The organism is Enterobacter sp. WCHEn045836, assembly GCF_003965585.1.
Classification (GTDB): Bacteria; Pseudomonadota; Gammaproteobacteria; order Enterobacterales; family Enterobacteriaceae; genus Enterobacter; species Enterobacter dissolvens.
Genome location: NZ_RXPT01000037.1, coordinates 1 through 13,128, shown reverse-complemented (window position 1 = coordinate 13,128; position 13,128 = coordinate 1). Strand labels below are relative to the sequence as shown.

Annotated in this window: 12 protein-coding genes; 4 read left to right on the top strand and 8 right to left on the bottom strand. The window is 51.8% G+C overall.

The genetic code is table 11. The features are described 5' to 3' along the window. Window positions 1-139: 139 nt before the first annotated feature. From clpB to rluD, 3 genes are all read right to left on the bottom strand, one after another. Window positions 140-2,713: an ATP-dependent chaperone ClpB gene (gene clpB, locus EKN38_RS25475; RefSeq protein WP_013098336.1), complete on the bottom strand. Its 2,574-nt coding sequence runs from the start codon at window positions 2,711-2,713 to the stop codon at window positions 140-142. A 129-nt stretch (window positions 2,714-2,842) separates the two neighbouring features. Further along, window positions 2,843-3,574 (bottom strand): purine nucleoside phosphorylase YfiH, encoded by a 732-nt coding sequence (gene yfiH, locus EKN38_RS25470; protein WP_014832937.1) that lies wholly within the window; start codon window positions 3,572-3,574, stop codon window positions 2,843-2,845. Further along, a complete protein-coding gene (gene rluD / locus EKN38_RS25465; protein WP_014832938.1) occupies window positions 3,571-4,551 on the bottom strand; it encodes a 23S rRNA pseudouridine(1911/1915/1917) synthase RluD in 981 nt (326 codons plus the stop codon). Before rluD ends, yfiH begins: the two co-directional genes overlap by 4 nt. Window positions 4,552-4,682: 131 nt before the next feature. Here rluD and bamD point away from each other — a divergent pair, with 131 nt between their 5' ends. The 4 genes from bamD (at window position 4,683) to EKN38_RS25445 (ending at window position 7,985) form a co-directional block, all read left to right on the top strand. Beyond that, entirely contained in the window at window positions 4,683-5,420 is a 738-nt protein-coding gene (gene bamD, locus EKN38_RS25460) for an outer membrane protein assembly factor BamD (RefSeq protein WP_013098339.1), read from the top strand. 269 nt (window positions 5,421-5,689) lie between these two features. Next, window positions 5,690-6,031: a ribosome-associated translation inhibitor RaiA gene (raiA, locus tag EKN38_RS25455; protein WP_008502470.1), complete on the top strand. Its 342-nt coding sequence runs from the start codon at window positions 5,690-5,692 to the stop codon at window positions 6,029-6,031. 156 nt (window positions 6,032-6,187) lie between these two features. Then, on the top strand, window positions 6,188-6,574 hold the full coding sequence (locus EKN38_RS25450; protein WP_126523063.1) for a hypothetical protein: 387 nt from the start codon (window positions 6,188-6,190) through the stop codon (window positions 6,572-6,574). A 544-nt stretch (window positions 6,575-7,118) separates the two neighbouring features. Then, window positions 7,119-7,985 (top strand): phage antirepressor N-terminal domain-containing protein, encoded by an 867-nt coding sequence (locus EKN38_RS25445; RefSeq protein ID WP_126523061.1) that lies wholly within the window; start codon window positions 7,119-7,121, stop codon window positions 7,983-7,985. 767 nt (window positions 7,986-8,752) lie between these two features. On the opposite strand, the gene EKN38_RS25440 is transcribed toward EKN38_RS25445, so the two are convergent. Genes EKN38_RS25440 through EKN38_RS26300 form a run of 5 tightly spaced genes read right to left on the bottom strand, consistent with a single transcriptional unit; the run spans window position 8,753 to window position 13,082 of the window. After that, entirely contained in the window at window positions 8,753-10,417 is a 1,665-nt protein-coding gene (locus EKN38_RS25440; RefSeq protein ID WP_260480593.1) for a hypothetical protein, read from the bottom strand. Beyond that, window positions 10,414-10,959 (bottom strand): hypothetical protein, encoded by a 546-nt coding sequence (locus EKN38_RS25435; RefSeq protein WP_126523059.1) that lies wholly within the window; start codon window positions 10,957-10,959, stop codon window positions 10,414-10,416. Before EKN38_RS25435 ends, EKN38_RS25440 begins: the two co-directional genes overlap by 4 nt. Then, window positions 10,952-11,641: a hypothetical protein gene (locus tag EKN38_RS25430; RefSeq protein WP_126523057.1), complete on the bottom strand. Its 690-nt coding sequence runs from the start codon at window positions 11,639-11,641 to the stop codon at window positions 10,952-10,954. Before EKN38_RS25430 ends, EKN38_RS25435 begins: the two co-directional genes overlap by 8 nt. An 11-nt stretch (window positions 11,642-11,652) precedes the next feature. After that, window positions 11,653-12,969 (bottom strand): phage tail protein, encoded by a 1,317-nt coding sequence (locus tag EKN38_RS25425; RefSeq protein WP_126523055.1) that lies wholly within the window; start codon window positions 12,967-12,969, stop codon window positions 11,653-11,655. Further along, window positions 12,969-13,082: a hypothetical protein gene (locus EKN38_RS26300; protein ID WP_221760831.1), complete on the bottom strand. Its 114-nt coding sequence runs from the start codon at window positions 13,080-13,082 to the stop codon at window positions 12,969-12,971. The genes EKN38_RS25425 and EKN38_RS26300 overlap by 1 nt, the downstream gene beginning before the upstream one ends. Window positions 13,083-13,128 lie beyond the last annotated feature (46 nt).

Here is a 13,128-nt window from a genome sequence, read left to right as displayed (position 1 = left end):
AATTCTGAAGCTGCAAGGATAAAGTGAAAATTATTTACTGACTGCTCATTTTCCAGGCAAATCACATCCCAGACCTCAATTCTGGCCTGGTTTTTAAACAAAAACGAGCCGCAAGCGGCTCGTTTTTGCGTTTTGTGACTTACTGCACTGCCACAATTCGGTCGTCGTTGGCTTCCAGACGGATAACTTTGCCTGGAACCAGTTCGCCTGACAGTATCTGCTGCGCCAGCGGGTTTTCGATCTGCTGCTGGATAGCACGTTTCAGCGGACGCGCCCCGTAAACCGGATCGTAACCATTTTCGCTCAGCAGTTTCAGCGCATCGTCAGAGATGTGAATTTCATATCCACGCTCTTCCAGACGTTTGTACAGACGCTGCAGCTGGATCTGTGCAATCGACGCAATGTGTTTCTCACCCAGAGGGTGGAATACCACCACTTCATCAATACGGTTGATGAACTCCGGACGGAAGTTATGGCTAACCACACCCAGAACCAGATCCTTCATATGGCTGTAATCCAGTTCACCGAAACGTTCCTGAATCAGATCGGAACCCAGGTTCGATGTCATGATCACGACCGTATTACGGAAATCCACCGTTCTCCCCTGCCCGTCGGTCAGACGACCGTCATCCAGGACCTGCAGGAGAATGTTGAACACATCCGGGTGCGCTTTTTCCACTTCATCCAGCAGGATGACGGAATAAGGGCGACGGCGTACGGCTTCTGTCAGGTAACCACCTTCTTCATAACCGACATATCCCGGAGGCGCACCCACCAGACGTGAAACGGAGTGTTTCTCCATAAACTCGGACATGTCGATACGCACCATCGCATCGTCGCTGTCGAACATAAAGTTAGCCAGCGCCTTACACAGCTCGGTTTTCCCCACCCCGGTAGGGCCCAGGAACAGGAACGAACCAATCGGACGATTAGGATCGGACAATCCGGCGCGGCTACGACGGATGGCGTTAGAAACCGCTTCAACCGCTTCGTCCTGGCCAATCACGCGCTGATGCAGATCCTGCTCCATGCGCAGCAGTTTATCTCGTTCACTTTCCATCATGCGTGCCACCGGAATACCGGTCCAGCGCGCCAGCACTTCAGCAATTTCCGCATCCGTCACTTTGTTACGTAACAGACGCATCGTTTTGCCTTCGGACTGCGTCGCAATCTCAAGCTGTTTCTCCAGCTCAGGGATTTTGCCGTACTGCAGCTCCGACATTCGCGCCAGGTCACCCACACGACGCGCCTGTTCGATGGCAATTTTTGCCTGTTCGAGTTCAGCCTTAATGGTCTGAGTACCAGAGAGTGACGCTTTCTCTGCCTTCCACTCCTCTTCTAACTCAGAATACTGGCGCTCTTTATCGTCCAGTTCCTCATTGAGCATATCGAGGCGTTTTTTACTGGCTTCATCAGACTCTTTCTTGAGTGCCTGCTGTTCCAGTTTGAGCTGAATGATACGACGGTCGAGTCTGTCGAGTTCTTCCGGTTTCGAGTCTATCTGCATACGAATGCTCGAAGCAGCTTCATCAATCAGGTCAATGGCTTTATCCGGCAACTGACGGTCGGCAATATAACGGTGCGAAAGCGTCGCTGCCGCAACAATGGCCGGGTCAGTAATCTGCACATGGTGGTGCAGTTCATAACGCTCTTTCAGACCACGCAGGATCGCGATGGTATCTTCAACGCTCGGTTCCGCGACAAACACTTTCTGGAAACGACGTTCAAGAGCGGCATCTTTTTCAATGTACTGGCGGTACTCGTCCAGCGTCGTGGCACCGACACAGTGAAGTTCACCGCGTGCCAGCGCCGGTTTCAGCATGTTACCGGCATCCATCGCGCCGTCGGCTTTACCGGCACCAACCATGGTGTGCAACTCATCGATAAACAGAATGACGTTGCCTTCCTGTTTTGCCAGATCGTTAAGCACCCCTTTCAGACGCTCTTCGAATTCACCGCGATACTTCGCCCCGGCCACCAGCGCACCCATATCCAGCGCCAGTACACGGCGGCCTTTCAGCCCTTCCGGCACTTCACCGTTCACAATACGCTGCGCCAGACCTTCAACGATGGCGGTTTTACCGACACCAGGTTCACCAATCAGTACCGGGTTATTTTTGGTACGGCGCTGCAGAACCTGAATAGTACGGCGAATTTCTTCATCACGGCCGATCACCGGGTCAAGTTTGCCCTGCTCAGCACGTTCGGTCAGATCGACCGTAAATTTTTTCAAAGCCTGACGTTGGTCTTCGGCTCCCTGATCGTTCACGCTTTCACCCCCACGCATTTTCTCAATCGCCTGAGTCACATTGGCCGTGGTTGCGCCGGCAGTTTTCAGCAGGTCGGTCAAGGTACCGCGTGATTCAAGCGCCGCCAGAACAAACAGTTCCGACGAAATAAAGTTGTCCCCACGTTTTTGCGCCAGCTTGTCGCAAAGGTTCAGCACCCGCACCAGATCCTGGGACGGCTGAACGTCGCCGCCGGTACCTTCTACCTGCGGTAAACGGCTCAGCGCCTGATCGATGGCGGTGCGTAACTGGCCAGCATTAATGCCAGCAGACGTTAATAATGGACGTACCGATCCCCCTTCCTGATTCAGCAAGGCGCTCATTAAATGAAGAGGTTCGATGAATTGGTTGTCGTGCCCCAGTGCAAGGGACTGGGCATCGGCGAGAGCAAGCTGGAATTTATTAGTAAGACGATCCAGACGCATAACTCCTCCCATAACAGGTCAAATTTGCTACTGGAGATTAAATGAGGTCATCCCTCAATTATTCAAGGTTAATGACCTGAATTATGTGAAAAGAAAACAGCACGTGCCGGATCGTCTTGATTCTTTAGGTTATATCAGCCAAATAAAACTTGCCATACGCCCCGTGGTCTTGTCACGGCGATAAGAGAAGAAATCACCCTTTTCGGTGAACGTACAGCGGTCACCGCCGAAGATCTGCGTCACATTGACATTATTCAGACGCTGACGGGCAAGCTGATAAATATCGGCCAGATATTTTTCCCCCACAGGTTCGAAAGCATTAACGGCTTGCGGATCTTTCGCCATAAACGCTTCACGAACCTCCGGGCCCACCTCAAATGCCTGAGGACCAATTGCCGGGCCAAGCCAGGCAATTATATTGTCAGGGGAATCTTTGAAACAGGCGACGGTCTCTTCGAGCACACCTTCACAGAGACCACGCCACCCCGCGTGAGCTGCCGCAACCTCTGTCCCCGCACGGTTACAAAACAGTACCGGCAGACAATCGGCTGTCATCACGGCACATACTGTTCCCGGCGTATCGCTGTAGGAGGCATCGGCACGTTTAGACGCGTAGGGTTCTCCCGTCAACTTCAGCACAGCTTTACCGTGAACCTGCTCAAGCCACACCGGTTTAGACGGTAAGTTGCCCGCAGCAAACAGCCGCGAGCGGTTTTCTTCAACGTGTTCCAGGTTGTCGCCGCAGTGTGCACCAAGGTTCAAAGACGCCCACGCCCCCTGGCTTACCCCGCCAACGCGGGTTGAACTGCAGGCAGCCACGCCTTCAGGCAGTGGCCACTCCGGAACAATCAGTTTGGTCATAACCAGTCCACTTGATCTTTGTGTTCTTCAAAATCCGCGCGCATGGCTTCAATAAGCTCCACCATATCCTGCGGGATCGGCGCATGCCATTCCATTTGAATACCCGAGATAGGGTGATAAAGACGCAGCATCGTGGCGTGCAGCGCCTGACGATCAAACTTGCGCAGTACGCTGATGAACGCATCCGATGCCCCTTTTGGCGGACGCGGACGACCACCGTACACCTGATCCCCCACCAGTGGATGAGTAATGTGCGCCATGTGAACGCGGATCTGGTGAGTACGGCCGGTTTCCAGACGCAGACGCAGACGCGTATGAATGCGGAAATGTTCCATAATGCGATAGTGCGTCACCGCCGGTTTACCCATCGGATGCACCGACATATGGGTACGTTTGGTGGGATGACGGCTGATCGGCTCTTCCACCGTACCGCCGGCGGTCATGTGGCCAATGGCCACGGCTTCATATTCGCGGGTGATCTCACGCAGCTGCAGAGACTCTACCAGACGAGTCTGAGCAGGCACGGTCTTTGCCACCACCATCAGACCGGTGGTGTCTTTATCCAGACGATGCACGATACCGGCGCGCGGTACATCAGCGATCGGCGGGTAATAATGCAGAAGTGCGTTAAGTACCGTACCGTCAGGATTCCCCGCCCCCGGATGAACAACCAGGTCGCGCGGCTTGTTGATCACCAGAATGTCATCATCTTCGTAGACGATGTCCAGTGGGATATCCTGCGGTTCGAAGCGAATTTCCTCTTCGATTTCAGCATTGATGGCGACAGCTTCCCCACCTAACACTTTCTCTTTTGGTTTGTCCCAGATCTTGCCGTTTACCAGCACACGCTGGTCAAGGATCCATTCTTTTATGCGTGAACGCGAATAATCAGGGAACAATTCGGCCAAAGCCTGATCTAAGCGTTGACCGAGCTGATTTTCGGAGACTGTTGCGGTGAGTTCTACTCGTTGTGCCATAAACTGCTTCTTCGTTTAACGTTGGGTTTTACGGCTTTGCCGTTTAATATAGTGTGCTATTGTAGCTGGTCTTAATCGGGAGCAGGAACAGAGTTTCTCCCGGACAAACATTTGAGGAAAGTCAAAACGTCATGACGCGCATGAAATATCTGGTGGCAGCGGCCACGTTGAGCCTGGCTTTGGTGGGCTGCTCCGGTTCAAATGAACAGGTCCCTGACAATCCGCCGAATGAAATCTATGCGACTGCACAACAAAAGTTGCAGGACGGTAACTGGAAACAGGCGATAACGCAACTGGAAGCGTTGGATAATCGCTATCCATTTGGTCCGTATTCGCAGCAGGTACAGTTAGATCTCATCTACGCATACTATAAAAATGCCGATCTGCCGCTGGCTCAGGCAACCATCGATCGTTTCATGCGTCTGAACCCGACTCATCCTAACATCGACTATGTAATGTATATGCGCGGCCTGACCAACATGGCGCTGGATGACAGTGCCCTGCAGGGCTTCTTCGGTGTGGATCGCTCCGACCGTGACCCGCAGCATGCGCGCGATGCGTTCAACGACTTTTCCAAACTGGTGCGCGGCTATCCGAACAGTCAGTACGTGACCGATGCCACCAAACGTCTGGTGTTCCTGAAAGATCGTCTGGCGAAATACGAATACTCGGTTGCTGAATACTACACCCGCCGTGGCGCATGGGTAGCCGTGGTTAACCGTGTAGAAGGGATGCTGCGTGATTATCCGGATACGCAGGCGACGCGCGACGGCCTGAAGCTGATGGAGAATGCTTACCGTCAGATGCAGATGACCGCACAGGCTGATAAGGTGGCGAAAATCATCGCCGCCAACAGCAGCAACACCTGATAGTGACGTCAATGCAAAACGGCAGCCCGCGGGCTGCCGTTTTTTTATTCATTTCAGAGACAAGCTGAAGCGGTTTAGCTTCAACACATCCTATCAACTATGACCGCAATTTTTGCCTTCGACAAGGTAAATCTCGCCTCTTCCTGCCCTGCCTCACAAAAAAGATTCCCTGACAAAAACCGACAAAATAACGTGATCTAAATCACACATTTTGACATTAGGACAGGTATGCTGGAATCACCAAGACGGAAAGACAAGAGGTAAAATTTATGACAATGAACATTACCAGCAAACAAATGGAAATTACCCCGGCAATTCGCCAGCACGTCGCAGACCGTCTCGCCAAACTGGATAAATGGCAAACACACTTGATTAATCCACATATCATCCTGTCCAAGGAGCCGCAGGGTTTCATCGCTGACGCAACTATCAATACTCCAAACGGCCATCTGGTCGCCAGCGCAAAACACGAGGATATGTACACCGCCATTAACGATTTGATCAACAAGCTGGAACGGCAGCTCAATAAAGTGCAGCACAAAGGTGAAGCCCGTCGCGCCACGACCTCGGTGAAAGACGCCAGCTTCGCGGAAGAAGTTGAAGAAGAGTAATCCTTTAAATTGAGTTTACCGCCAACGCGCCTTCGGGCGCGTTTTATTCCCTTGTAGCATATTGAAACAAAAGGATTTATTTCATTCAGCGTCCATATATTGACCACATCACATACTAAAACCCCGTTTATCGGGGTTTTTTCATTGGAGAAAAAAGTGATTGAACTGAAAGGAAAACCTCTTCACCAGGCCCAATTTGGAGGGGTACGAATTGCATGCCCTACAGAACTAACCCCAATCATCAAAGACTATTTTAAAAGTAATGGGCTGTATACTACCAACTCTATTTGCTTTTCTAATAATGCCCCCGATAGACTCTCCCTGATTTTTGAAGTTGCAACTCAAGCCAAAAAGCTAGCAGGAGCTATCATGGGATTACTGGACAGGAATGACGTCGAGATCGAACTAAACCTCTGTACACGCGATGATGTACCACAAACTGCAAAGGTCAAATTACGTAGCCTGAAAGATGTTGATGCATGTGAACGTCTTATCAAAAATCTGGCATCAGTGGTTGTTCAACCTAAACAAGAAAATGAATAACTAACATAAGCCCCTCCCAGGGGCTTTTCTTTGCACAATTGTTAACGCCCGCCCTCCTATATTTAAGTCGCCCATCGGAAAACCGTCACAATCATCACACCCCACAAAAACACGCCTTATCCATATGATTCAGCTGAATAAATTCTGTGACGGTAAAACCATCACAAAACGTAACACAAACCGTCACAACTAATAAATTCAATAAGTTATAAAACAGAGTTGTGATGGTTTAAGACCGTCACACTGTGATGGCTTTGTGATGCTTTTGTGATGGTTTTTAAAATATGATATTTACTATATATATCATATAGATAAGTTAATATTTTAAATTTTGTGACGTTTGTGATGCTTTTCCGATGCCCCCCCTAAAATTTTGAGATTTTCTAATTTGGTCAGAAAACGCCCTGATATGTAGCACATTGGTTACATATATGTTGCGTGGTTACAGGTGTTTGTATCGGGGATCTTACGGGGATCTTACGGGGATATAGTTGCCGTCAGGGATAGTTTTTTGTACCTAAATCCACCACAGGGAGAGTTTATCGTGACCAATAAGAATGTTTTTCCCTTTAATTTTCATGGCGATAGATTATATATCGTTGAGCACCAGGGAGAACCCTATGTTGCAATGAGGCATGTTGTTGAGGGTATGGGGTTGGCATGGGCCAGACAGCGCATCCGGCTCACAGAGCGCTTTGCAGACTCCGTGATCCAGAAGATCACGGAACTGGATGGACATTCTCGGTCGACGATCTGCTTGTCGCTCAGAAAGCTACCCGGATGGTTGATGAGCATCAACGCCAAAAAGGTAAAACCAGAAATCCGGGACCGGGTTATTCAGTACCAGAAGGAATGTGACGATGCCCTGTATGCCTACTGGACAAAAGGGGTGGCCATCAATACCAGGCTGAAAGGTAGGGACTGGATGATGTACTTTGAACAATTCCACAAGGTACTCAACGCAATCAGCCGTCAACGTCAGTACGGCATCCGCAAGGTTCTCTATCATGATCTCAAAAGTCTGGCTGAGATTCTTGGAAGAGATATACCGGCCTTGGAAGATGTAGGTTGTACTGCGCCCGAAATTGGAGATCCCTGCCTGGATAGTGACACAGTATTTGAGTTCTGGGACTTGTTCGACATGCTGGAGAATCCGGCATCGCCACAGCTTAACCACAGTTCTGAACCTGGCATCATTGCGATTGAGCCGTTCGAGTTTCGGCAGTACTGCAGAAGCAAAGAACTGGTCTTCCCCTGTCTTGATGTTGTTCGCAAAGAGATGCGCACTCGCTCACGTTATCCCTTTGATGGATATCGGGAAGTAAAAAGTGTCATCTCAGGCAAATCGGTCCGGTGCTGGACATTCCGTATGCCTCCCTCCCCCTCTGAATTTCATACTGGCCACGAGTAGAGGGTCTGCCTGAAATTGCCAAAATCCCGCCAAAAATAATCTTTATCATCATGGCGTTACAACACGCCATGACCTCCGCCCCCGGTTGGCCAGAGTGACGGAATCATCATTTCTTTATTTTTAATCAACCGCTTACAAATACTGCAGAACCGTGGCAACCAGTAAGAATCGGCAAGCCATGGCAAAAACGTGCGAGCGTCGCCAAACGGGATCGGGCGCTGCTGCCCTTATACAGTGCGGTCTGTGGCTATCAATGGCGCACTTTCGATTTGGCAAAACAATTACCACGCGAAAACCGCAGGCGCGGGGGGCGTTGCGCGATTTCCGTCTGTCGCGGGGGTTCGGTCATGTCGATTCTGTGGCCGCAAATGGCCCTCAATGAGGCAAAGAGATTAGAAGCATAGGTATGGGCTAGCTCGGGTATGAAGCGCTCAGCGTGTCGCATATAAGCTCTTAATCACATCTGATTTCATTAGAAAAGTTGATCGTCAACAACGATCAATTATGAATTAACGATCGGCGAAAACGATTTTATTAATGGGTTCAATACCTCTACCGTTTCCGTGGAATTAATGCCTATAAGGGATGAGCAAATGAAGCTGGCGAGGAAGCTATGCAGCGAATGCGGAAAGCGGCGAGGGATAATCGAGAGGATATTTTCGGTTGATGACGAGCAGTGTGAGGCCTGCCACTTTAAAGAGATTCGGGAAATCCGGGAGCGACTCTCCCGGGATGAGGACAACAAAAAGGCCCGCTAGGGCCTTTGTTTATCCGATAATAGAGCCGTATTTTTCTTTCAACGCCGGCGATCGCTCCGCGTTCTTTATAATGTCATCTGCATTTGTCGGCCTTCCGGTGTTGCTGTGAGCGTGGTTTGCTGTAAGTATCGCCAGCTGCTCAAGTACATCTAGGGTATCAGTGAGACAGTTTAAAATGTTTATCTCACTACTACCGATGCTTACCGTGTCGCCAAAAATCTGCTGCGCAGCGGCCACGCTCCTTCGGATGCCGACAATTTTTTCTGTCAGATCCTCCCCGACATCCGACGTCACACTACCCTTTGCATTCTGCTGTAGCTCGTCGCACTGCAGTGTCATTTTACCCTGCGCGCCGATGCTGTAATCACCGTCAGCGATCTGCATTATGGCGCCAGCCATAAGGGAGGCAACGCCCACAACGGTGAGTGTGTCACTCGATTTTATCAATGTGGTGCGAGTCGTAGTCTCCCTCTGCTCGCTGTCACTGGTGACTGTTCGTACCGAGCTGACCTCACTGATGCCCTGATCGGTTTCACGATTCCAGCTGCCGTCCGTCGTGATACGCTGGCTCACCCCGGCTCGCTGCTGCTGTAGCTGCTCTCCGGGTTTAATATCAGGAAGGGATTGCTCATCCGGTAGCGTTTGCCGGATTTGGGGTTTATCCGGGCGGCCATCCATAAACCCCACTTCCACAATGGCACCCTCAGCAGGATACTGAAATAGCCCCCCCTCCATCCCGGCGAACGGCACCGGCAGAGGAACTGAAACCAGCTCAGGCATGGCATCATCGTTGCCATCAGCGTCAAGTAACTGCAGGTTCACAGCGTAGCGAGGTCGAAAGGGATCGGCCACATCCCCCAGCGCTGCAGAGTCCACCGGACCTGTGACTCGGGCTCTCTTTGGAAGGTGCAGCCCGGAGGCAAGCTCGGGATAGGCTTTATCAATCTGGCGCTTCTCAGGAGAGTCCCAGGCATCTCTGCCCTTGCTATTTTTAGGCACCCAACGCAAAGACATATCGCCGTCTTTAACCTCCACGCTCGATATTCGATGACCGTTCACAATGACGCCGGGGCGGATAGCAGGAATAAGCCCCATCTGGAAGGTATTCCCACCGGTGCCGGACTTGACGAAATCATCAGGAATATCAACTGGAGAGTTTGCAAACCGCGAATCGGAAAAGCTCCCGACATAAATGACGCCATCCCCCATCTGTTGCCAGCAATAGTCGTCAATCGAAAATGCACGTCCAAGACTATCAAGAACAGCCATGCCGCTACCGTTACTCTTGAAGTGAGGGATTTTTTTGCCCGCATAGTCTGCTACCGGGATATAGAACTGCAGGCCAGTGAGGCTGGCCAGCTGATCGCATACATCACGGAGGGTAGGATGCTGGAGAGACACGGGCCAGGACTGCATCAGCACGCCGGAAAGCTCGCGCACAAACAGGCGCTTATAGCCTTTCTCTGCAGGGCCGCATCGTTCCACATAGCCCGTAAACCAGCGATACGTTACATCACCCGCACCGAGATCCAGTTGCACAAGCTTCCCTGTAACATCTTCCTCAGTCTCTGCGGTAATAAAACCCCGACCGCATGCACTCAACTCGAGCAGAAGGTGATAACTGGCGATCATGGCCAGTCCGCCATCAATTTGCAGGCGTGTTGTGGTCTTCACTTTTTATCTTCCTCATACGGCCCAATAGCAGTATCGAGTGATTTCAGCACCCGCTCGAACCAGCTCAGCTCCTCAGGGGTATCGGTTGCTGAAGTCGTCCCTTGCGCAGTCTGAGCTGTTGCCCCGCCTTTACTCCGACTTTCGGCTTTGCGCTCTGCAGTGCTAAAAAACTCGCGAAGTGTGAATGTCACCTGCCACGCCAGAAGGTTCGCTGCCTTCGAGGCTTTCACGCTTCCGACGAACGTCGCCTCACGGAGCTTTATTTTCCTGGCGATATCGTGATTCACGCGATAGCGTACGCTCTTACCGCCACCATCCTGAGCCTCTGCAAGCGAATACAGTAGGATTAACTGCCCCTCATCGTCATAGGGAATGACACCGCTTACGCTCAGCTCCTTGGCCTTAATTCCCTGCTCCGCCGTTGCGGTGCTGGAGGCCTGCCCTGACTGGTCTTTTTCTTTGATGGGCATCGAGACCGAAACCTCGATGTTTTTCATGCGAATAGCCTGCCCGGATAACGCAAACTCAATATTGTCAGCCATCGCCAAGCATCCCTCTTAATGCCGAGAGGTCCTCGCCGGCGAAGACCAGGCAGAGGGAAAAAACGTGATCCGCGTCCGGTGTCTGCTCCAGCATTTCGCGCACCGCTCCAGCTGTATCACCGATTGCCGATACCACTTTTACAGGCAAGCTTCCTGCAGTTAGCTCTTCAAGCAACCGCTGCGCCTGCGCCAGCAAATCAAGCCGCTGCGCTTTGAATGATGCCATCGCCTCATCAATTGACGGCAGGGTTACACCTGCAGCAGAAATTAGCGCCTGCGCACCGGTGGCCTGTCGCAAGGTTGAAATGGACAATGTGGATGCTGCGGGCAATCCCCCGACCAGCGCAGGCAGCTGCATGCGCGTTTCGGCCAGACTTATTTCAGCCACAGCGCGCCGCCTCGTCTGAGTAAGTTGGGCAACAGGGAAAATACCTGCCGCCGAGGCAAGCGCGGAGGCAAATAATGAGAGTGTGGGCGCACTCATCAGCAAAGCGGTAACATCGAGGTTTGCCGGTGCGCCACTCAGCCTGTCTGTTGCCCACCGGATCGCATTCTCAGGGCTGAGATAACACCCGGACGCCTCCCGGCGACCTGCGCCGGGTGTCCATGGATTTACCGATAAAAGTGAGCAATTAATACTTGCAGCATCACCTGAAAGGGTGAGTTTTTTTGAATGCCACATACCCCCCTCCTTTACGCCACCCGAAGCCAGCCGCGCAAGGTGAGGTACGAGCTCACGACAGAAAACGGTTCACCCTCCCCGCTTTCATCAGTTTCCCCCTCAACTTCGTGCGTGTGATCTTCGACTTTTGAGGTTCTGTCCTGCTCAATGCCCAGCCTGATATTATCCACCGACACGCGGGTCGAGTCCTGGGTACCATCTTTCTGATACTTGTCGTACTCATGATCGTGACCGCCCGCCCCTTTAATTTTCACATTATTAAGGCCGTGCCCGTGTCTGGGCATCTCCTTTTTAGTCAGCGTAATCCAATCCTGCCCGCCGGTTGTGAGTGGGGCTTCCCCAATCATCAGGGTTCTGGCATTGTAATCTCCACTCATATCTGTCCACCGGGTGCCGGGCCAGGAGTCCTCAGGGTGCTCCGGGTTGGCGGTGAGCAGAACATCATTCACCCGGTACGGGCATTTAATCCGGACCTCCTCCTCGAGCTCTTCCAGGGGAAATCCCGGGCGAAGGTCGGTGATATTCCCGCCCGCATCAATTTCGGCAACCGCATAGACAAAATGCAAAAAGCCGTCTTTTTCGTAATCATCCAGTGCGCCTGCAGTTCGCAGCGTATATACAACCTCCCACGCACCTGTAAGGGTTCCCTGCCAGGAGGCATCCATCCAGACCTTGGTGGCTCCGCTAAAAGGTGGCACGGACAGGTTTTGCTGAGACTCACAGCGAAGCCCTGCGACATAGCCAAGCCCGGGCAAGGCCACATACTGACCGCCAGATCGATGTATGAGAAACGCATCACCACGAAAGGCGGCATAGCCATACGCATCAATATTTTCCGCCCGCACCCGCTCATCGACACCCGCCAGCCTCTCACTGAAATCAATCTGCCATGTTTCCGCTGTGACGGTGATTTGCGTGGCCTCAGTTGCACCGTCAAACTCCATCGCCAGATTGCGCGTCAGGTTGTTACCCTGCTGCCCGCCCTGCGTCTTAATTTTCTTTTGGGTGTGGGTGTGAACAACCATCAATAGAGTATCGGTAGCACTGTCGATAAGACCTATCCAGTTGTATTCCCAGTCCCCCACAGAAGAATCAAGCACAACCGAATACACTACTGCGTTCGGGTTAATACTCCCGTAACTGGTGATATCCGCAATATGCTGGATGTTTTCGGGTGGCGGAATTGGCTCATCGCGATCAATCTCGGCGTTCTCGTCCTGCCCGGGGATAAAGGCAAACACCATTTTGTCCGGTCGCGCAGGTTCATTCTGCAAAATTTTATTAACATTCCACGCCTCAAAGGCAGTGGTGATTGCGCTACTGGCCATTAACTCCCTCCTTTGAGGATATTTTCCAGTTCAGAAATGCGCTGCAGCGCCGCATTAAGCTGCTTAACCGTCACCGCATCCGTATCCTTGATGCCATCGCTGACGCCAGCCAGCCGGCGTGTTGCCGGATAAGACGAACTCGGGCTCTGGTATCCAAAT